The following is a 20,385-nucleotide window of genomic DNA, read 5'->3' as shown; positions in this document are numbered from 1 at the left end:
CTCCCCCTTCGCGGCCATCCCGGGCAACCCCCCGATCCCCGACCCGCGCGCGGGGGCCTCGGAAGACGACTTCGAAGACGAACCGCAGCCGCCGGCTGGCGATCGCCCGACCTATTACGGCCGGAACCCGTTCGGCGATCCGTCTCCATCGCCCTCCTCGTCTGTTCATGGCGCTCCTGCTGATCTTCCGGGTGGGGCTTCCACTGGCGCTTCCGCTGGTCCTTCGCTGCCTGGTCAGCCGTTCGGGCCTCGGCCGACATCGCCGCCGGCGGACCGCTTCTCACCGAACGCCGCGCGCCCCTCCTCACCGGCACCGGACCGCTTCGCCCCGGACACTCTCCCGAACTCTGACTCCGCGCCGTCTGAGCCCGTTCGCGGTTTCCCGCAGACCCCGGTAACCGGCTCGCCGTCGCCGTACGGGCCCTCTTCAACGTCCCGCCCCGCATCGCCGTCGCCTCATGGCCGCCCGCATCCCTCGCCGACTTCTGGCGCCGCATCGCCGTATGGCGCTGGCCCGGCACCGGCTTCCGGTCCCGGGTCGGCGGCGATCTATGGCTCCGGTGCGGTTTCCGCCTCCGGTGCCGGGTCGGCGTCGCCCCCTGACGCTGGTCCAGCTCTGAGTTCCGGTTCTGGTACTTCTTCACCGGCTTCCGGTTCGGGAATCGGCTCGCAGTCACCCTTCGGCGCCGGCCCCTCGCCCTTCGGCCCCGTCTCACCATCGGCTGCCATAAATGGCTTGCCGTCGGCTTCCGGGCAGGGCTCGTCTGCTACCGGTAAGGCCACCCCGGCGAATTCCTTGGCCGACCTGCCGACCGCACCGCAGTCGGCGGCACCCCACAGCAGCACTGCCCCCACGCCGGTGCCGGATGTCGGACACCCCTCGGCGTCCGGTAATCCAAATCGGACACCTGTGTGGAGCCGCCCCGACCACGAGCGCTCGCTCATCCAGAACGCCGCCCCGTCGGCCCCCGGGCAACCGTCCGTCAACGGGACGCAATCCACGCCCAACGGTACGGGTGGCTCGCCCACCGAAGCGCCCGGCTCGGCCGCCGAGGTCTCACCTGTGCCCGATCGGTCCGGCGGTTCATCGGATCGGACGCCGCGCTCACCCGAGACGGCTTCGTTCTCGCTGGAACGTCTGTCGGCCTCACCCGACCGGGTCCCGAGATCCCCTGATGAGCTTCCAGCATCACTGAACTCAGATGTCGGTTCGCTCGGTCAGGTCCTGAACTCGCCGGACCCGCTTCCGCCCGGCCGCACCGCGCCGCAGCGGGACAAAGCCCAGCAATCACCGGACCCAACTCGGGCACCGCGAGTCGTGAGCCCGACCTCATCCGACCAGGACCGGTCGTCTCGAAACCCGGTTCCGGCGTCGCCCGAGGACCAGCGGTCGCCACGAGACGCGGCCCTTGCCTCTCTCGAACATGACCAGTCACCGCTGGACGAAGCCCGCACCTCGCCTGACCATAAACGGTCGCTGGGAGACGGTGTTCCGGCCGCGCGGGGTATCGCCGGCCACCTCGAGGTGCCTCAAGCGGCTTCCTCAACCTCGACCGCCGCCCGGACCAACCCGCTGCCACCGAACCCGTTGCACCCCACTCCTGTCATCGCCTCCCCGGCACCCGCGACTTCAACCGGCGGCCGTAGGCGGCGTAGCGACGACGATGAGTCGCAGCCGCAGGAGCGCCAAGGCGGACGTGCTGCCCCCGAGGAGAACGAAGGCACCGCGCTTGCACGCCCGAGCGACGAAAATCCAGCCGACAGCAGAGAAGACAAACAATCCAATTCGGACAACCGGACCGACGAGGCCGAGCCCGCAGCCAAGGTGAGCGCGGCACCCGCCGTAAAGTCTGAGACCGAGGCAAACACCCAGCCCACCGCAGCAACAACCGCGGAAATCGGAACCGAAGTAAGCACCGAACCCACAGACGCATCGGGCGCGGAGCCGGCGGCAACGGCGATCGAAGTCCCAGGGGCCGACGCAAGCACGACCCCCGCATCATCGGGCGCCAACGCCGAGTCCGGAAGCAAAGCGAACAACATCAACGCGAGCAGCATGAACATCACCCCCAAGAATGCCGGAGAGACGACCATGTCCAGCGCGGTGAGTACGAGCAGGCAACAGCGGCAGCTCCGGCCCGGCGACATCGGGGAGACGGCTGTCTCGTTCTGGGATGAGACGACCAGTCAGCAGTTCCGCGCCGAGTGGCATGAGGTCAAGGCACAGTTTGTCGATGATCCGGTGGGGGCGCTGGAGTTGGCGCGGGAGTTGATTTCACAGGCTGTGCAGGAGTTGAGTGAGTCCATGCTTGCCGAGCGGGATCAGCTCGACCCGTTGCGGGAAAACGCTACGCCGGATACCGAGAGCATGCGGATCGCGATGCGCGGGTACACCGAGTTCTTGCAGCGCATCCTTTCACTTTAAGGATTGACGGGGCCGTGGCGACGCGGCCCCTCTTCTTTATTTCAGGTACGACAGGGCGATCGCCTTTGATCGAGTGGCCCTGCTCATGCTCGGGTTTTCCCGTTCGTCACCATGTTCCTGGTTACCAGCATCGCCATGCTGCGCGAACGAACCAGCGGCACCCTGGAACGCCTGCTCACCACACCACTGAGCACGGTGGACCCTGTTGTTCGGCTATGGGCTGGCGCTCGGGCTCGGCACTCCGGGCAGCATTTCTTCAGTTGTGCTGATTGCCGTAATGCTGGCCGCGGCTACGCTACGGCGAAGGACCACGTGAAAACGTTCGAGGAGCTTTGTTGGTACGGCGCAGCGGACGGCGACCCGGGAACCAGGACACCAAGCAATCGATCCTGGAGGCTGCCCGCACGGCTTTCGCGGAACGGGGTTATGACAAGGCGTCGATCCGCACCATCGCCGCGCAGGCCGAGGTTGATCCCGCGCTGATTTACCATTATTTCGGCACCAAGGAGAAGCTTTTCCTGGCGTGCATGAACGTGCCGATCGACCCCACGGAACTGATTCCGCAGGCGTCGCAGGGACCCAGCGAAGAAGCGGGCATCCGGTTGGTGCGCCTGGTGCTGAGCGTGTGGGATTCACCGAACGGAACGGTGGCGGTGGCGATGCTGCGCTCGGCGATGAGCAACGAATGGACCGCCCGGCTGATGCGCGAATTCGTGGTCACGCAAATCCTGCGGCGCGCCGTTACGGCGATTGGCATCGACGAGCAGGAGGCGCCGATCCGTTTGGCGCTGGTGGCGACGCAGATTGCCGGGCTGGCGGTGGTCCGCTACGACCTCAAGGTCGAGCCCATCGCTTCCGCTCCGGCCGAGCAGCTCGCCGCGACCATCGGTCCGAACGTGCAGCGCTACCTGACCGGAGACCTCCCCGGCACGACTCAGGCAGCTTCCTCCTGGTGGGCGCAGCGGTGGCAGAGCACCGGGTGCAGCAGGTGGGCCAGGTCGTGGCGGTCGGTCACCGGCCGGGGGAAGGCCAGCCGGGCCAGCCGCTTGCCCAGGCGCACCATGAAGCCGTAGCGGTCGAGGCGCACCACGCGCGGGTCGTCGCCGGGGCGGGCGGCCGGGCCGAGCTGGCGGCGTACGTAGTCCGACATCTCGGTGACGTGGTGGTCGGACAGGTCGGCGATCAGGTCGAACTCGATGCTGCGCAGCGGGTCCGGGGTGGCCTCGGCGTAGTCGTCGGGGTCCACGTCGACCAGCACGCCGTTGCGTTCGTAGCGGATCTCGGCCACGTCCATGCGGTGGATGACCTGACCGTCCTCGATGTCGAGCAGGTCGGAGGTGGCGTCGGTCTCGGCGTAGTCGAGGGCCGCCTGGCGCGCCTCGGCCCCCTCCAGGCGGGTGGCCCAGCCGGCGATCCAGATCCGGCCCAGCGACGGCGCGCCGCTAACCGGCGGTACGTCGGCGATGTCGAGGACCAGTGCGGTGTCGTCGACGTCGGGGCCGGGGCGCAGCGCGGCCGCCACCGAACCGCCGGCGGGCGAGAGCAGCAGCACCCGGCCCTGGGCGTCGGTCACGTGCCGGACCGGGTGCGGGCCCGGGCGGCAGGCGATGTGCGCGGTGGCGGGCAGGTGGCCAGCCGCGAGCGTTCGCGCGACCTCGGCATGAGTGGGCTGCATGTCACGATCCTCCGGGCATCGGTTAGCCTTACCTTAGTAAGGCGAGGCTAACCGTAACACCTGTCCCGGAGGAATGAAGATCGCCCGTGAACAACTCCCGACCCAAGGCCCGGCTGTCGCGGGCTCTCGGCATCCCTCTCACCCGTAAGTGCGTCAAGTACTTCGAGCGGCGCCCATTCCCGCCCGGCGTGCACGGACGCGGCCGGCGCAAGTCCTCGGACTACCAGGTCCGGCTGCTGGAGAAGCAGCGACTGCGCCACCAGTACAACATCAGCGAGTCGCAGATGCGGGCGGCGTACGACGAGGCGCACCGCAAAGAGGGCAAGACCGGCGAGAACCTGGTCGCGTACCTGGAAAGCCGTCTCGACGCCACCGTGCAGCGCTCCGGGCTGGCCCGCACGATCTACCAGGCCCGCCAGCTCGTCGCGCACGGTCACTTCACTGTGGACGGCAAAAAGGTGGACCGCCCGTCCTACCGGCTCAAGCCCGGCCAGGTCGTCGAGGTCCGCGAGAGCAGCCGGCAGAAGCCACCGTTCCAGGTGGCCGCCGCGGGTGCGCACCTCGACGGACCGACCGCGCCGTACCTGTCAACGGTGATCGAGGATCTGCGCACGACCGTCATCCGCAAGCCGCTGCGCTCCGAAGTTCCCGTGATCTGCGACGAGCAGCTCGTGGTCGAGTTCTACGCGCGCTGAGTGAGGGTCGCGTTCTGCGCGCGCTGAGTGAGGCCAGGCTCTGACACAACGGCGTGTCAGAGCCTTCTCAGCGGGTCTGCTCCAGCCAGCTGGCGTACAGGTTGGCGTAGATCGAGTCTTCCTGGGCGACCAGTTCGGCGTGCGGGCCGCGCTGCACGACCCGGCCCGCGTCCACCACGATCACCTCGTCGGCGGACTCGGCGGTGGACAAGCGGTGCGCGATCGCCACGGTGGTCCGGCCGCGCGTCACGGCATCGAGCGCGTGCTGCAGACGTACCTCGGTAGCGGGATCGACAGCGCTCGTCGCCTCGTCCAGAACGAGCAGGTCGGGGTCCGCGACGTACGCCCGGATCAACGCGACCAGCTGGCGCTCGCCCACGCTGAGCGCCTCCCCGCGCTCCCCCACCGGCGTGTCGAGCCGCTGCGGCAGACCGGAGAGCCAATCGGCCAGGCCCAGTTCGTGGAAGGCGAGTTCGAGCTCGTCGTCGGTGAGCTCGGGCCGCGCGAAGCGGATGTTCTCGGCGACCGTGGCGTCGAACAGGAAGCCGTCCTGCGGGACCATGACCACCCGGGAGCGCAGCGAGTCGAAGCGCACAGTGGTCAGCGGGGTGCCGCCGAGCAGCACCTCGCCGCCGGCCGGGTCCATCAGCCGGGTGAGCAGCTTGGCGAAGGTGGTTTTGCCGCTGCCGGTCTCGCCGACCACCGCGACCTTGGTGCGGGCCGGGATCTCCAGGTCCACGTCGGACAGCACCACCGGGCCGCCCGGGTAGCGGTAGGAGACGTCGGCGAAGCGCACCGACAGCGGGCCGGGTGGCAGGCCCACGCCGTCCAGGTCGGGGTCGGCCACGTCGGGCTCGATGTCGAGCACGTCGAGCACCCGCCGCCAGCCGGCCACCGCGTTCTGCGCCTCGTTGAGGACCTCGGTGGCGATCTGCACGGGCTGGATGAACAGTGTCACCAGGAACAGGAACGCGGTCAGCTTGCCGACACTCAGGCCACCGTCCACGCCGAGCAGCACGCCGACGACCACGACGGCGGCCAGCGCGACCCCGGCGGCGATCTCCCCGGTGGAGAAGCTGGTGACGCTGGTACGCAACGCGCGTTGCTGCGCCACCCGCAGGTTGTCGATCGAGGTGTCGAGGCGCTTACCGGTGCGCCCGGCCACCCCGTACGCGCGGATGACCGTGGCACCGACGACGCTTTCGGCAACCGCGCCGAGCATGACGCCGGTGCGCTCGCGCACGACCCGGTAGACGGCGGCGAGGCGCTTCTGGAACAGCCGGATCACGATCACGGCGGGCACGAACGCGGCGAAGACCACCAGCGTGAGCTGCCACGAGTAGACGAGCATGACGATCGTGGTGACCACGACCTGCCCGCTGGTCATCAGCAGTTGCACGCCGCCGGTCTGCAGGAACTGGGTGATCTGGTCGACGTCGCCGGTGACCCGCGAGACCAGCGAGCCGCGGCGCTCGGACTGCTGGTGCAGCATCGACAGGTCGTGGACGTGCCGGAACGTCCGGGAGCGCAACGCTGCCAGGGCCGTCTCGCTGACCGTGAACAGCCGCCGGGTCATCCAGTAACCGCAGGTGGTGGAGATCGCGAGCACCGCCAGCGTGATGCCGACGATCACCGTTATCACGCCCAGATCGGGCCCGCCCGCGGCGCGGATGCCCCGGTCGATGCCCTGCTGGATGGCAATCGGCACCGCGACGCGCCCGGCCATCGACACGAAGGCCAGCACCAGGGTGCCGGCCAGCCCGGGACGCAACTCCGGTGAGAGTGCCACCCCGCGCCGCACGGTGGCGAAGGTGCCTTCCTCAACGACGGCTGTGGTCATGTTCGTCCTGCTCATCTCGTTCGTAGGCGGTGACCAGCCCGAAGTAGCCCGGTTCGGCGGCCATCAGCTCGGCGTGGGTGCCGGTGGCCACGGCCTTGCCGTCCTCGAGGTAGACGACCTCGTCGGCCAGGGCGATGGTGGCCCGCCGGTAGGCCACCACGAGGATCGAGGCGCCGGCGTCGGAGCCGCGCAGCGAGGCCAGGATGGCCGCCTCGACGCGGGGGTCCACCGCGCTGGTCGCGTCGTCGAGCACCAGCAGCCGCGGCTGACCGGCCAGGGCGCGGGCCAGCGTGAGGCGTTGCCGCTGACCGCCCGACAGCGAGGTGCCGCGCTCGCCGACGGCGGTGTCCAGGCCCTCGGGCAGACCGGCGACGAACCCCTCGGCCTGGGCCTGGCGCAGCGCCGCCCACGCCGCCGCGTCGGCCACGCCGTCGCGGTCGAGCGTCACATTGCCTCGTACCGTGTCATCGAAGACGAAAGGCACCTGGGGTACGAGCGCCGCGGTGCCCGCCAGCGCCGCGCTGCTCAAGTCGGGCAGCGGGACGCCGTTGACGCTCACCGTGCCGCTGTCCGGGTCGACGAGGCGGACGGCCAGCGAGGCGATGGTGCTCTTGCCCGAACCGGTGGCGCCCACCAGCGCGACGGTCTTGCCGGCCGGCACGGTGAAGGAGATGTCGTGCAGAACGTCAGCGCTTCCGGCGTACGAGAAAGTCACCTGCTCGAAGCTCAACGCCGCCGGACCGGTCCCCGGGGTGGTGGCCGAGCCGTACGCCAGATCGCCCCCCGCGCCCAGCACGGCCTGCACCCGCTCCCATCCGGCCACGCTGCGCGGCAGTTCGGCGACCACCCAGCCGATCGCGCGCACCGGGAAGGCCAGCACGGTGAACAGGAAGGCGACGCTGACCAGCTCGGCCACGCTGATCGCGCCGGACTGCAGCCGCCACGCACCGAGCAGCAACACGGCCAGGGTGCCGATGCTGGGCAGCGCGTCCATCAGCGGATCGAACAGCCCCCGCAGCCGCCCGACCGAGATCAGCGCGTCCCGCAGCTCGCTGACGTGCACCCGGAAGCGCCGCGACTCGTCGGCCTCGCGGCCCATGGTCTTGACCACCAGCGCGCCGTCGAAGCTCTCGTGGGCCACCGCGCTGACCTTGCCGCGTAGCTGCTGCGCGCGGATCTGCCGCGGTGACATGCGGCGCGAGTAGACGTAGTTGAGCCCGAACAGCGCCGGGAACAGGCACAGCCCGACAAGCGCGAGCACCCAGTCGGTGACGAACAGCGAGATCACCGCGGCCAGGATCATGACGATGGTGCCAACCGCAAAGGGCAGAGGCGCGATGGGTACGAACGCAGCCTCGACATCTGAGTTGGCATTCGACAGCAACGTCCCGGTGGCATGCCGGGAATGCCACGCCGGCGGCAACGCCAGGTATCGCCGGGTCACCGCGCTGCGATAGCGCGCCTGCAACCGGAACTGCATGAACCCGGCCCCGAGCCGGCGACCGAAGATGCTGACCACGCGCAGCACCGAGATGCCGATGAACGTCGCGGCGATCAGCGCCAGCTCGCGCGTGCCGGCCCGGTGCTCGGTGAACGCGGGCACGACGACGTGGCCGATGACCGCGCCGACGACGTACGAGTTGGCGATCACCAGCAGGCCGAACAGGCTGCTGCCGACGGTGCCGATGGTGAAGAGCCGGGGCTCGGTCCGAATGGCGCGGCCGAGCACACGTAAGCCCCGGCCCAGCACGTCCTGGCTGGCCCTCGTGGTCACAGATTCCCGCCCTGAGGTAAGTCCCCGCCGGCCTGACCGGCCTTACCGATACATCCTGCCGAACCAGCCGCACGAAGCCACGGGATTCACAACGTGTCCACAATTACATTGTTGCGAACGCCGCGCGACCCGGGTGCCCGCCACCGGCCTAGGATCGAGTCATGACGGACCACGCGCGCGTCGAACGCCGCCTTGTCGCCGACCTGCTCACCAGCATCGGGCCGGACGCGCCCACCTGCTGCGAGGGCTGGACCACCCGTGACCTGGCCGCGCACCTCGTGGTCCGCGAACGCCGCCCCGACTCCACGCTCGGCAACTTCGTGCCCGCGCTGGCCGGGCACAGCGAGCAGGTGCGCAAGGCCAAGGCGGCCCGGCCCTACGAGGAGGTCATCGCCGAGCTGCGCACCCCGCCGTGGTGGAGCCCGGTGAGCAACCAGCTGACCGACGAGTTGCTCAACGCCGGCGAGTTCTTCATCCACCACGAGGACATCCGCCGGGCCCAGCCGGGCTGGGAACCGCGCACCCTGGGCCACGATCAGCAGATGGCGCTCTGGAAGGCGGCAAAGGTCAACGCGCGGCTGAGCCTGCGCGACCGCAAGCCGATCCGGATCGAGGCGCCGGGCTACGGGGTGCTGCAGGTGGGCGACGGCCAGCCGCAGTCGGTGATCACCGGTGCGCCCGGCGAGCTGGCCCTGTTCCTGTTCGGCCGCCAACGCGTCGCCGAGGTGCAGGTGACCGGCGACCAGAGCATCCGCGAGGCCAAGCTCGGCCGTTGATTGGCTCCTCCACACGCCCGGAAATCGGCTCTGGCGGGGGGCCAGTTGCTGCCTAGGCTCGGATCATGACCTCGACGGGCTCTCTTTCTCGTGCCCAAGGCACCGCACTCAGCATCGGCGCGGTCCTGGGCACCGGTGTCATCTCGATGCCGGCGCTGGCCGCCGACGTGGCCGGGCCCGCCTCGCTGGTCGCCTGGCTCGCGCTGATCCTGCTGTCGGCACCGCTGGCCTGGACCTTCGCCGCAATGGGGGCGCGTTTCCCGGGGGCCGGGGGCGTCTCCACGTACGTCCGCAGCGCCTTCGGACCCCGCGCCGCCGCGGCCGTGGGTTGGTCGTTCTTCTTCGCCGTGCCGCTCGGCGCCCCCGCCGCGGCCGCCTTCGCCGGTGGCTATGTCGCCGATGTGCTGGGAGGTGGCCGGGTCACGGGGCTGGCCACCTTCCTGTTCTGCCTCGCCGTGGTCGTGGTGATGAACTGGTTCGGGCTGCGGGTCTCGGGCCGCGCCGGGCTGGCGCTGACCGCGGTGCTGGCCACGCTGCTCGTGGTCACCGTGATCGCCGCGCTGCCGCATGCGAAGCTGGCCAACCTCGCGCCGTTCGCGCCGCACGGGCCGGCGGGCATCGGCGCCGCGGCCGCCGTGCTGGTGTGGGGCTTCGCGGGCTGGGAGGCGGTCTCGTCGCTGTCCGGCGAATACCGCGACCCGCAGCGCGACGTCCCCCGCGCCACCATCACCGCCGTGCTCGTGGTCGGCGTGCTGTACTTCGCAATCGCGGCGACCAGCGTGCTCGTGCTCGGCTCGGCGGCCGGGGACAGCGACGCCCCGCTGGCCGACCTGCTGGCCGCCGGGGTCGGCGGGCCGGTCCGCATCGTCACCGCGATCGTGGCGGTCCTGCTGACCCTCGGCGCGATGAACGCCTATGTGGCCGGCGCGTCCCGGCTCGGCGAGGCCCTGGCCCGCGAGGGCGCGTTACCGCTGCGCCCGTTCGGCTCCACCCGCAAGTCGCTGGTCTTCGTCACACTGGCCAGCCTCGCCTCGGTCGCCCTGCCGCTGACCCTGCACACCTCGATGCTGCTGGTCACCGGCTGCTTCACGCTGGTCTACATCATGGGCACGGCCGCCGCCCTGCGCCTGCTCCCACGCGGCTGGTCCCGCCGTGGCGCCGGCTTCTCCCTGGCCGCCGTGCTGGCCCTGCTCGTGCTCAACGGCCTGCCCGCCCTGTGGAGCCTGGTGCTCGCCGCCGGTGCGGTGCTTTACACCAGGCGCAGGAAGACCGACAGCCCTTCCTCGATCGACGCCGGGTCGATCGCGCCGAACCCGAACACGAACCCGGTCGACTCGCTGACGTAGGCCGCCAGGTCGTCGGCCACCGCCCCCTGCTTGGCCGCGGCCACCACGACCCGGGTGGAGTCGGGGGCCAGCGCGGTGACGTGCAGCCCGGCCGCCGACGGGAGCACCTCCACCCCGGGGTGGCGGCTCAGCATGGCCACGATGCGGGAATGACGCTCGGCATAGGCCTTCGATGCCTTGCGCACGTGCCTGGCCAGCTGCCCCTCGTCGATGAACCGGGCCAGGGCGGCCTGCACCGCGATCTGCCCGTAGCCGTCGCTCAACTGCCGGGCGGCGGCCAGCGCGGACCTCAGGGCTGGGGGTGCCAGCACGAAACCCGTGCGCACGCTGGGCAACATGGACTTCGAGAACGTGCCCAAATAGAGCACCCGGCCGGCGCTGTCAAGGCTGTGCAACGGCTCCAGCGGGCGCGCGGAGAACCGGAACTCGCTGTCGTAGTCGTCCTCGATCACCGCGGCTTGCCGGTCCCGCGCCCAGTCCAGCAACGCGTGACGGCGGGTCAGGCTCATCGCCCGCCCGAGTGGGTACTGGTGCGACGGCGTGGTGTAGACCAGCCGCACCGCTTCGGGAAGAGCATCAACCACCAAACCCTCCCGATCCACCGGTACGTCCACAGCTCGCGCCCCCAGCGAGGTGAACAACCGCCGCGCCGGTGGGTAACCCGGCGCCTCGACCGCCACGACATCGCCGGGTTGCAACAGCACCCGGCCGATCAGATCCAGCGAGTGCTGCGTCCCGTTGGTGATCAGCACGTCCTCCGGCCCCACCCGCAGCGACCGCGCGTAACCCAGATAACGGGCGATGGCCTCCCGCAACGCCGGATGCCCCTCGGGCGCGGCGTACCCGCCAGGATCGTGGGCGCCGGCGCGTAGCTCGGCGGCCACCATCCGCCGCCAGGTGTCGAACGGGAACAACCGCACGTCGGGGATCCCGGTGCGAAAGTCGTAGCGCGGCTTGACCTGCTCGCCGCTGGTGCGCAGCGGCTCATAGGTCCACCCGTCACGCGGCTGCAACGGGTCGGCCGGTGCGCGCAGGAGCCGGGGCTTGCCGCGTACCGCCATCACGAACGTCCCCGCCCCGGCCCGCGCGCTCAGATAGCCCTCGGCGACCAGCCGCTCGTAGGCGTTTGTCACGCTGTTGCGCCCGACGCCGAGATCGGCCGACAGCGTCCGGCTGGCCGGCAGTCTCAACCCCGCCGGCAGCCGGCCGTCCATGATGGCCTCGCGCAGCGCCCGGTAGACGACCACCGTGCGCTCGCCCCGGCCCTCCAGGCTGATCGGCAGATCCATGCGCCCATCCTGGCCGATCCGCCCGACGCGGCGCGCTCCGAGGCCGGGTCCTGCACGACAGCCGGTCGGCTCCGGCCGGCCACGCCGGGTGCCCGCCGGCGCGGCCGGAAAGGTCAAAAATCTTTTCTGAGCACCAGCTGTGGATGCCCGGCGTCACAGGACACGCTGAACTTGACCCGGTCGTGGTTGTCCGAGGTGCTGCGGAACTCGCCCTCGTCGCCCTCGCGCTCATGCAGCGACCAGCCCTGCCGCGGGGACATGGACACGATCTCCGGGCGAGCGCCGGAGCAACTGGCGACGATGGTGCCCGCGCGGGTCGTCAGGGTGCGGCTGGACGGCGCCGGTTTGGCGCCCACCGCCTGCGAGGCGGAGGGAGTGGGGGCCGCCGTCGACGGCGTGGGCGACGGAACCTGCCGGAGAAGCTCGTTGACCTCGGCGGCGGTGAGCGGGCGGTTCTGCTGTGACGTCAGGCCGGCGCCGAGCACACCGATCGCGGCGATGCCGGCCAGCACGGCCAGCAGGGCCGCGCCCAGCCAGCCGGCGGCGACAAGCACCATGCGACGGTTCACCCGGTCGACTATGCCCGACCGCTGGCTGAGGGGATGCCCCGCGGCACGCTAAGAGGCGGTTGAGAACGGCGTCTGAGCGGCCCGCTCGGATACCGTGCGGGCGTGGCTCACCTGCTGTTGATCGAGGATGACGCGGCTATCCGCACCAATCTGCTGCGAGCACTGCGCGAGCGCGGGCATGCCGTCGCGGCCTCGCACACCGCGATGGACGGCTTGCAGACCGCCCTGGCCGAACGCCCCGACCTGGTCGTGCTCGACCTGGGGCTGCCCGACCTCGACGGCCGGGAGGTGCTGCGGATGCTGCGCGCGGTCAGCACCGTGCCGGTGATCGTGGCGACCGCGCGCGACGACGAGACCGAGATAGTGCGGGTGCTCGACGCCGGAGCCGACGACTACGTGATCAAGCCGTTCACCGCCGCGCAGCTCGATGCCCGGGTGCGCGCGGTGCTGCGCCGCGGCGGAGCCGGAGCAACCGATCCGGTGGCGATCACCGTCGGCGGCCTGCGCATCGACGCCGGGGCGCGGACGGCCTCGCTCGATGGGCAGAACCTGGACCTCACCCCGCGCGAATTCGACCTGCTGCGCCATCTCGCCACCCGCGCCGGGCAGGTGGTCACCAAGAAGGAACTGCTCAGCGAGGTGTGGCAGGTGCCGTACGGCGGTGCCGACAAGACGGTGGACGTGCACCTGTCGTGGCTGCGGCGCAAGCTCGGCGAGACCGCGCAGGCCCCGCGCTACCTGCACACCGTGCGCGGGGTCGGGGTGCGCCTGAGCGAGCCGGCATGAGACGCCGGTTGACGCTGCTCGTGGCGGCGACGACCTGCCTGGTGCTGCTCGCCTTCCTGGTCCCGCTGGCGCTGCTGCTCCCGCAGGTGGCCGCGGACCGGGCGGTCGGGCGGGCCACCGGGGTGCTGCAGACGATCGTGCCGCTGATCGGCAGCAACTCCGACGACGACGTGGCCCTGTCCGTACAGGGTCAGCCGGTGCCGGTGAGCGTGTTCGCGCCGGGTGGGGCGGTGCTGGGCGCGCCGGCCGAGCCGACCCCTGCGGTGCGCCTGTCCATCGCGACGCTGCGGTCGCTGTCGGTGCAGACCGGCGCCGGGCGCGAGATCGTGGTGCCGGTGTCGAGCCGGCAGGGGACGTACGCCATCCGTACCGTGGTGCCGGCGGCCGAGCTGAACGCCGGGGTGACCCGCTCGTGGCTGGCGCTGGCGGGCCTGGGCGTGGCGCTGGTTCTGCTGGGGTTGCTGGTCGCCGATCGGCTCGCGCTCACCCTGGTCGCGCCGATCACCGCGCTGTCCGCCGTCTCGCACCGGTTGGCCCTGGCCGAGCTGTCCGCCCGCGCGGCTCCCGAGGGGCCGCCGGAGGTCCAGGAAGTGGCCGCTGCCCTCAACCATCTGGCGGGCCGCATCCAGGATCTGCTGCGCGAGGAACGCGAGCAGGTGGCCGATCTGTCGCATCGGTTGCGCACGCCGCTGACCGCGCTGCGGCTGGAGGTCGAGTCGCTGAGCATCCCGGGCGAGGCCGAACGGGTCGCGGCGGCCGCGGACTCGATCGAACGGGCGGTCACCACGGTCATCCAGCAGGCCCGCCGGCGAGGCGGCGAGAAGCAGACCTGCGATGCCACGGCGGTGGTCCGGGACCGGGTGGCGTTCTGGTCGGTGCTGGCCGAGGACACCGATCGGCAGGTACGTTCAGAGCTCCCGGCCGTGCCCCTGCCGGTCAGCATCCCCGAGGACGAGTTGGCCGCCGCGCTCGACGCCTTGCTGGGCAACGTGTTCGCGCACACCCCGGACGGCACCGCCTTCGGTGTGCGGCTGCGGGCCCGTCCCGGCGGCCCCGGAGCCATCCTCGAGGTCAGCGACGCCGGCCCCGGGTTCCCCGCCGAAGCCCTGCACCGGGGCACGTCCGGAGCCGGCTCAACCGGCCTCGGCCTGGACATCGCCCGGCGCGCAGCCGAGACCTCGGGTGGCTCCCTGCGCGTCGAAACCGGCCCCGACGGTGGCGCCCTGGTCCGGCTGGAGCTTCCCTGACCGGGGCCCAGCGATCACACGGCGTGCCGCTGGCCTCGCCACGCGAACCTCTTGGTGTCAGCCGGACACAACTCGCATCCGCCTTGACCACGGGCGGCGCCACTGCCGCCCAGCGGCGACGGTCTCCCCCACGGCCACCACGACTGGGACTGAGCGCTGACCGGGGGCTGTGGACGTACCGGAAAGGGGCGGACGCCGGGAAGGTCAGGAGGGTGCGGGGGCCGATCATGCCCGGACGCCCTGCTTTCCGTGCGTGGCTAAGCTGAGGCTGGGGACGGGCCGGTCTGGTGCGCCTGACTCCGGGGCAATACCCTTCGGTAACACGGCCGTTACACCCCCACTCAGACGCAAAGAGGCGGCGCCGATGACACTCGAAGTTCCCTACCGGTCGATTCCCGACATGCTGCTGCAGCGGGTTGCGGCGACGCCGGACGGCAAGGCCTTCGGTGGTCCGAACGCCGACGACAGCGGCATCGACTGGTTGACCTGGGCGCAGGTGGGGGACCGCACGAGGGCCATCGCGGCGGGTCTCGTGGCGCTCGGGGTCGGCATCGAGGACCGCGTCGCGATCATCTCCAACACCCGGCTGGAATGGGTGCTGGCCGACCTGGCGGTCAACCTGGCGGGCGGCGCGACCACCACCGTCTACCCGACCACCGAGCCGGAGGAAGCCGCCTACATCGTGGCCGACTCGGGTTCCAAGGTTGTCATCGCGGAGAACGCCAAGCAGGCGCAGAAGCTGGCCGGCACCGGCAACTCGGTCACCCACGTCGTGCTCATCGAGGGGCTGGCCGACGCCGGGGCGCAGCCGCCCCAGCTGAGCCTGGCCGAGCTGGAGGAGCGTGGGCGCGCCCACCTCGGCGACAACCCCGGCCTGATTGAGGGCATCGTCGACAGCCTGGGCCCGGACAACCTGGCCACGTTGATCTACACCTCGGGCACCACCGGGCGCCCCAAGGGCGTGCAGCTCACCCACGCCTGCTGGTGCTGGGAGGGCGTCGCGCAGGGCGGGTTCGGTCTGTTCGAGTCCACCGACCTGCACTTCCTCTGGCTGCCGCTGGCCCACGCGTTCGGCAAGTGCCTGATCTGCGGCGTGCTGCACGTGGGCGTGGCAACCTACGTCGACGGCCGGGTGGACAAGCTGACCGAGCTGCTGCCGATGGTGCAGCCCACGCTGATGGCCGCCGCGCCACGCATCTACGAGAAGGTCTACAACCGGGCGGTCACCACGGCGATGGCCGGCGGCGGCGCCAAGGCGAAGATCTTCCAGTGGGCGGTGAAGCTCGGCAAACGCAAGGTCGCGCTGGAGCAGGCCGGCATGCCGGTGCCCGCGAGCGTGAAGGCCAAGTACGCGGTCGCCGAGAAGCTGGTGTTCAGCAAGCTGCAGCAGCGCCTGGGCGGCAACATGCGCCTGCAGGTCTCCGGGGCGGCGCCGCTGGGCCGCGACATCGCCGAGTTCTTCGCCGCCGCCAACCTGCCCATCCTGGAGGGCTACGGGCTCACCGAGACCAGCGCTGCCATCTTCGTCAACCGGCTGGGCCGGCTCAAGATCGGCTCGGTCGGCGAGCCGCTCGGCGATCTCGAGTGCCGCCTCGACCACGACGGCGAAGTGCTGGTCAAGGGCGCGCCGGTAATGCGCGGCTACCACAACCTGCCCAAGGAGACCGCCGAGGCGTTCACCGAGGACGGGTTCCTGCGCACCGGCGACATCGGCGAGCTCGACGCCGACGGCTATCTGCGCATCACCGACCGCAAGAAGGACCTGGTCAAGACCTCGGGCGGCAAGTACATCGCGCCCTCGGCGATCGAGGGCATGTTCAAGGCGGTGTGCCCGTACACCTCGCAGGCGGTCGTGGTGGGCCAGTCGCGCAACTTCGTCACCATGCTGATCAGCCTTGACGAGGACGCGATCGCCTCCTGGGCCGCGGGCGGCCCGCTGGCCGGCAAGTCCTACGCGGAGATCGTCGCGGCGCCGGAGACCGAGAAGATGATCGCGGCGTACGTCGAGGAGCTCAACGGCAAGCTCAACCGCTGGGAGACGGTGAAGAAGTTCGCCATCCTGCCCCGCGACCTCAGCGTCGAGCACGGCGAGGTGACGCCCTCGATGAAGATCAAGCGCCGCGGGGTCGAGGCCAACTTCGCCGAGCAGATCGACAAGATGTACGCCGACTCGCTCGCCAAGATGTAGGAGGGGTCGCCTCAGCTGACCCGGTAGCGCAGGTGGACCGTGCCGTTGGCGAACCTGCGCTCCTCCAGCAGGCTCAGCTCGAGGCGCAGCCCCACCGGCAGCAGCGGTTTGCCACCGCCCAGGCTGACCGGGGCGACCCACATCCGGATCTCGTCGACGAGCCCGGCGCGCAGCGCGTGCACCGCCAAAGCCGGCCCGCCGATGCTCAGGTCCCGATCGGCTGACTCCTTGAGCGCGCGCACTGCCTCCGGGTCGAACACCGGCTCGATGCGGGTGCGCGCGCTGCTCACCTCGGTCAGCGTCGACGAGTAGACGATCTTGTCGGTGTCGCGCCAGACCTTGCCGTACTCACGCTGGTACTCGGGGCCCTCGGTAGCGGTCTCCCAGTAGACCATCATCTCGTAGAGGCGCCGGCCGTACAGCGAGGTGCCGATCGTGCTCTCGTAGTCCTTGATGAAGTTGTGCAGTTCCTCGGTGGGTTCGAGGAAGTCGAACGAGCCCTTCTCGTCCTCGATGTAGCCGTCGAGGGATGTGATGCCGCTGTATACGAGCTTCGCCATGACGAGAGGCTACCGGTTGCGATTTGCAATCGGTAGCCTCTGCCGTACATCTTGCTCAGGATTCCGCAGACTCAGTACTGGAACTTGCCTACCAGCTCCTGCAACTCGGCGGAGATGGCCGCCAGCTCGCGTGCTGCGGTCTGCGACTCCGCCGCCGACTCGCTGGTGGTACGCACCGCCGCTGCCACGCTGCCAACCGTGCCGGCGATCTGCCCGGACCCGCTGGCTGCCTCGTTCAGGCTGCGGTTCATCTCGGCCGTCGTGGCGGTCTGCTCCTCGACCGCCGAGGCAATGGTGGTCTGGTAGGCGTTGATCTGGTCGATGATGCGGGCCACCTCGGCGATGCCGGTGACCGCCTTTGCGCTGTCGTCCTGGATTGCCTCGACCCGCCGGGCGATATCCTCGGTGGCGCGGGCGGTCTCCTGCGACAGCTCCTTCACCTCGTTGGCGACCACCGCGAAGCCCTTGCCCGCGTCACCGGCCCGGGCGGCCTCGATGGTGGCGTTGAGTGCGAGCAGGTTGGTCTGCGCGGCGATCGAGGTGATGACCTTGACGACCTCGCCGATGGTCTGGCTGGACTGCCCGAGCTGCGTCACGGTCTGCGTGGTGGTCTCCACCGTCGCCACCGCCTGGTTGGCCACGGTCACCGCCTCGGTGGCGCTGTGCGCGATCTCGCGGATCGAGTCACCCATCTCCTGAGCACCGGCGGCCACGGTCTGCACGCTCCCGGAGACATCGCTCGCCGACGCGGTGACCGTGCTGGTCTGCGCGGCGGACTCGGCCGCGTCCCCGGCGATCCGGTCCGACAGCTCGGCGATGCGGTCGCTGATCGCCGCCACGCCGGTGGCCGTACGCCCGAAGGACGGCATCACGTTGCTGACCGTGTCGAGCGCGCGGTTCATCGAGCGGGCCATGTGGCCCATCTCGTCACGGGCGGTGACGTCCAACCGGCTGGTCAGGTCACCGGCGGCGACCGCGTCCAGCACGGTGACGGCCTGGTTCAGCGGGCGGGTGATGCTGCGGGTGATGAACCAGCCCACCAGCACGGCCAGCAGCACGGCGGCGGCGCAGAGGATGCCCATGAACAGCAGGAAGCCATCGGCAGTGGACCGGGCGTACCCGGTCTCCACGTGGTTCATCGCCTCTTCCAGGTCGATCAGCTTGTTGATCGAGGCCAGCCAGTCGACGAACGCCTGCTTGGCCGACTGGTTCAGCACGGCCAGGGCCTGCTCGGTGTCGCCCGCGGCCTGCAGGCTGACGATCTGCTTGATCAGCGGCAGCGTCTTGGTCTCGATGGCCTTGATCGCGGCCAGGTCGGCGCGCTCCTCGGCGTTGGCGTTGCCGCCGGCGGCGAACAGGGCGTCCATTTTCGTCGCCGAGTCGCTGTACTTGGCGGCCAGCTCGTCGATCTTGGCGACCTCGTCCTGGGCATCGGCCGGCGAGGAGGCCAGCACGACGTCGCGCACGGCGATGGCCCGGTCGTGCACGCTGCCGCGGAAGTTGATCGCGTACCGCTCCTTGACGCCGTTCAGGTCGTTGATCGTGCTCAACCGATCGTTGATCGAGTTGACCCGGACCACCCCGACCACGGCGAGGACGATCATGGCGATGACGGCGAGGGAGAACGCCAGCGCGAGGCGGCGACTGATGCTGAGTCTGGACACACTTGACTTATCGGCGGCGTCCTTGATTTTTCAAGCATGAGTGACTGCCGTCGCCCGTTCGAGGTGAAAGTCAGGCGATCACCACGGGACTGCGCCAGGTCGGGCGCGATGCCCGGTCCAGGTCATAGCGTACCGAGGCGATCCGCTTGATGGCCTCGACCAGCTCGTCGGCGGGCAGGGCGTAGGGCAGCCGGATGAAGCGTTCGAGGGTGCCGTCGAGCCCGAAGCGGGGGCCCGGGGCCAGCCGCACCCCCACGTCCTCGGCCGCCCGCGCCAGCGCACTGGAGATCGGGCCGTCGAGCTCGGCCCAGAGCATCGTGCCACCCGAGGGCAGGAAGAACCGCCACTCCGGCAGGTGCTCGCGCAGCGCGGCGGCCAGCGCGTCGCGGCGCGCCTCGAGCTGGGCCCGGCGCGCGGCCACGATCGTCTCGGCGTCGCGCAACAGCCGCACGGCAACCAACTGCTCCAGCACCGGGCTGCCCATGTCCACCCCGACGCGCAGCGCGGCAAGCCGCTGCACCAGCGGGGCCGACGCGCGGACCCAGCCGATCCGGATGCCGCCCCAGTAGGCCTTGCTCATGCCGCCGATCGACACCACCCGCGAGTGCCTGTCGAACACCGCGACGGGCGGGGGCATCTCGGTGCCGTCCAGGGGCAGATCCACGAACGATTCGTCGGCTACCAGTTCCGTACCGGTGGCGTGGGCCGCCGCGACCAGGCGTTGCCGCAGATCGGCGGGCATGAGGTGGCCGGTCGGATTCTGAAATTCCGGGATCAGGTACGCCAGCCGGGGCCGGGTCTGGCGCAGCGCCCCGAGCAGCAGCTCGGCATCCCAGCCGGTGGCCGCGTCCAGTCCGTGGGTGCTGATCCGGGCCCGGCGCGCAGCCAGCGCGGCCAGCGCGTTCGGATATGTCGGCAACTCCACCAGCACCGGCGCGCCGGCCGGCACGGACAGCCGCAGCACCAGGTCGAGGGCCTGCTGGGTGCCGCTGGTGATGAGGATCTGCTCGGCGCTGGTCGGCACGCCGCGGGCGGTGTAATTTGCGGCCACGGTGTCGCGCAGCTCGCTCAGCCCGGCCGGTCGGTAGCCGGCGGTGCCGAGGAAGCGTGGCAGGTCGTCGGCGGCGGCGCGGGCGGCGGGCACCAGCTCGACCGGCGCGGCGGAGGCGGCCACCCCGAGGTCGATCATGTCCAGGTCCTCGTCCGGGGTCCACAGTCCCGAGGTGGCCACCCGATGGCCGTTGGGCAGGGTGGTCCAGCTCCCGGCGCCGCGCCGGCTGGTCAGGTGCCCGCTCTCGCGCAGGCCGCGATAGGCCGCGGACACGGTGGTGCGGCTCACGCTCAGGGATTCGGCCAGCTCGCGCTCCGCGGGGAGCCGTACGCCCAGGGGTAACCGGCCATCGCTGAGCAACCCCCGGATCGCCCCGGCCAGCGCCGCGTAGCCGGGACTGCGATGACGCCCCGGCAACGAGTGCCACTGTCCGAGCAGGCGCGCCAATTGGCCCCCGCGAACCGAGGTCGTCACAGCCACCTCCGCCAAATTGGCTCTAT

Annotated in this window: 15 protein-coding genes and 2 pseudogenes; 9 read left to right on the top strand and 8 right to left on the bottom strand. The window is 70.5% G+C overall.

Annotated features, from left to right (window positions below; genetic code table 11):
• Positions 1–1,318 precede the first annotated feature (1,318 nt).
• The 3 genes and pseudogenes from TFC3_RS36870 to TFC3_RS35485 all read left to right on the top strand — a co-directional run.
• Positions 1,319–2,425 (top strand): hypothetical protein, encoded by a 1,107-nt coding sequence (locus TFC3_RS36870; RefSeq protein ID WP_153040157.1) that lies wholly within the window; start codon positions 1,319–1,321, stop codon positions 2,423–2,425.
• A gap of 64 nt (positions 2,426–2,489) precedes the next feature.
• Positions 2,490–2,717: pseudogene (locus TFC3_RS35490) on the top strand (ABC transporter permease); the annotation flags it as partial.
• A 43-nt stretch (positions 2,718–2,760) separates the two neighbouring features.
• Positions 2,761–3,354 (top strand): annotated as a pseudogene (locus tag TFC3_RS35485) (TetR family transcriptional regulator); the annotation flags it as partial.
• A gap of 5 nt (positions 3,355–3,359) precedes the next feature.
• Here the strand turns inward: TFC3_RS35485 and TFC3_RS09385 are convergent.
• Entirely contained in the window at positions 3,360–4,100 is a 741-nt protein-coding gene (locus TFC3_RS09385; protein WP_067498243.1) for a DUF2470 domain-containing protein, read from the bottom strand.
• Positions 4,101–4,186: 86 nt separating this feature from the next.
• Between TFC3_RS09385 and rpsD the strand changes: the two genes are divergently transcribed.
• A complete protein-coding gene (gene rpsD / locus TFC3_RS09380) occupies positions 4,187–4,795 on the top strand; it encodes a 30S ribosomal protein S4 (RefSeq protein ID WP_067498240.1) in 609 nt (202 codons plus the stop codon).
• Positions 4,796–4,862: 67 nt separating this feature from the next.
• Here rpsD and TFC3_RS09375 read toward each other — a convergent pair whose 3' ends face one another.
• Both TFC3_RS09375 and TFC3_RS09370 read right to left on the bottom strand, forming a co-directional pair.
• Entirely contained in the window at positions 4,863–6,635 is a 1,773-nt protein-coding gene (locus TFC3_RS09375) for an ABC transporter ATP-binding protein (RefSeq protein WP_236718042.1), read from the bottom strand.
• Complete coding sequence (locus TFC3_RS09370) at positions 6,616–8,385, bottom strand: ABC transporter ATP-binding protein (RefSeq protein ID WP_173745369.1); 1,770 nt, start codon at positions 8,383–8,385, stop codon at positions 6,616–6,618. Before TFC3_RS09370 ends, TFC3_RS09375 begins: the two co-directional genes overlap by 20 nt.
• A gap of 185 nt (positions 8,386–8,570) precedes the next feature.
• Here TFC3_RS09370 and TFC3_RS09365 point away from each other — a divergent pair, with 185 nt between their 5' ends.
• Complete coding sequence (locus TFC3_RS09365) at positions 8,571–9,185, top strand: TIGR03085 family metal-binding protein (protein ID WP_067498231.1); 615 nt, start codon at positions 8,571–8,573, stop codon at positions 9,183–9,185.
• 65 nt (positions 9,186–9,250) lie between these two features.
• Entirely contained in the window at positions 9,251–10,531 is a 1,281-nt protein-coding gene (locus TFC3_RS09360; RefSeq protein ID WP_067498228.1) for an APC family permease, read from the top strand.
• Here TFC3_RS09360 and TFC3_RS09355 read toward each other — a convergent pair.
• Both TFC3_RS09355 and TFC3_RS09350 read right to left on the bottom strand, forming a co-directional pair.
• A complete protein-coding gene (locus tag TFC3_RS09355) occupies positions 10,435–11,820 on the bottom strand; it encodes a PLP-dependent aminotransferase family protein (protein WP_067498225.1) in 1,386 nt (461 codons plus the stop codon). The genes TFC3_RS09360 and TFC3_RS09355 overlap by 97 nt on opposite strands.
• Positions 11,821–11,933: 113 nt before the next feature.
• Entirely contained in the window at positions 11,934–12,389 is a 456-nt protein-coding gene (locus TFC3_RS09350; protein WP_153040156.1) for a hypothetical protein, read from the bottom strand.
• A 102-nt stretch (positions 12,390–12,491) separates the two neighbouring features.
• Between TFC3_RS09350 and TFC3_RS09345 the strand changes: the two genes are divergently transcribed.
• The 3 genes from TFC3_RS09345 (at position 12,492) to TFC3_RS09335 (ending at position 16,610) form a co-directional block, all read left to right on the top strand.
• Positions 12,492–13,175: a response regulator transcription factor gene (locus TFC3_RS09345; RefSeq protein ID WP_067498219.1), complete on the top strand. Its 684-nt coding sequence runs from the start codon at positions 12,492–12,494 to the stop codon at positions 13,173–13,175.
• Positions 13,172–14,422, top strand: a complete 1,251-nt coding sequence (locus TFC3_RS09340; RefSeq protein WP_067498216.1) for a HAMP domain-containing sensor histidine kinase — start codon at positions 13,172–13,174, stop codon at positions 14,420–14,422. Before TFC3_RS09345 ends, TFC3_RS09340 begins: the two co-directional genes overlap by 4 nt.
• Positions 14,423–14,786: 364 nt before the next feature.
• Positions 14,787–16,610 carry a long-chain fatty acid--CoA ligase gene (locus TFC3_RS09335; protein ID WP_067498214.1) on the top strand — a complete coding sequence of 608 codons (1,824 nt, stop codon included), beginning with the start codon at positions 14,787–14,789 and terminating at the stop codon, positions 16,608–16,610.
• Positions 16,611–16,621: 11 nt separating this feature from the next.
• Here TFC3_RS09335 and TFC3_RS09330 read toward each other — a convergent pair whose 3' ends face one another.
• The 3 genes from TFC3_RS09330 to TFC3_RS09320 form a co-directional block, all read right to left on the bottom strand.
• The gene (locus TFC3_RS09330) at positions 16,622–17,170 is read right to left on the bottom strand and encodes a dihydrofolate reductase family protein (protein WP_067498211.1); all 549 of its coding nucleotides are present in this window, start codon (positions 17,168–17,170) and stop codon (positions 16,622–16,624) included.
• A 71-nt stretch (positions 17,171–17,241) separates the two neighbouring features.
• Entirely contained in the window at positions 17,242–18,834 is a 1,593-nt protein-coding gene (locus TFC3_RS09325; RefSeq protein WP_082771943.1) for a methyl-accepting chemotaxis protein, read from the bottom strand.
• 70 nt (positions 18,835–18,904) lie between these two features.
• Positions 18,905–20,359, bottom strand: coding sequence for a PLP-dependent aminotransferase family protein (locus tag TFC3_RS09320; RefSeq protein WP_067498206.1), 1,455 nt, complete (start codon positions 20,357–20,359; stop codon positions 18,905–18,907).
• Between the last annotated feature and the right edge of the window lie 26 nt (positions 20,360–20,385).

Origin of the sequence: Actinoplanes sp. TFC3, assembly GCF_001553785.1 — a bacterium.
Classification (GTDB): Bacteria; Actinomycetota; Actinomycetes; order Mycobacteriales; family Micromonosporaceae; genus Actinoplanes.
Note: the sequence above shows the minus strand (reverse complement) of the source record. Positions and strands in the feature narration are given on the sequence as shown.

Excerpts from the sequence above, each read along its gene's own strand:
- TFC3_RS09385 (WP_067498243.1), bottom strand. The coding sequence starts at position 4,100 with ATGCAGCCCACTCATGCCGAGGTCGCGCGAACGCTCGCGGCTGGCCAC.
- TFC3_RS09375 (WP_236718042.1), bottom strand. The coding sequence starts at position 6,635 with ATGACCACAGCCGTCGTTGAGGAAGGCACCTTCGCCACCGTGCGGCGC.
- TFC3_RS09365 (WP_067498231.1), top strand. The coding sequence starts at position 8,571 with ATGACGGACCACGCGCGCGTCGAACGCCGCCTTGTCGCCGACCTGCTC.
- TFC3_RS09360 (WP_067498228.1), top strand. The coding sequence starts at position 9,251 with ATGACCTCGACGGGCTCTCTTTCTCGTGCCCAAGGCACCGCACTCAGC.
- TFC3_RS09355 (WP_067498225.1), bottom strand. The coding sequence starts at position 11,820 with ATGGATCTGCCGATCAGCCTGGAGGGCCGGGGCGAGCGCACGGTGGTC.
- TFC3_RS09340 (WP_067498216.1), top strand. The coding sequence starts at position 13,172 with ATGAGACGCCGGTTGACGCTGCTCGTGGCGGCGACGACCTGCCTGGTG.
- TFC3_RS09335 (WP_067498214.1), top strand. The coding sequence starts at position 14,787 with ATGACACTCGAAGTTCCCTACCGGTCGATTCCCGACATGCTGCTGCAG.
- TFC3_RS09330 (WP_067498211.1), bottom strand. The coding sequence starts at position 17,170 with ATGGCGAAGCTCGTATACAGCGGCATCACATCCCTCGACGGCTACATC.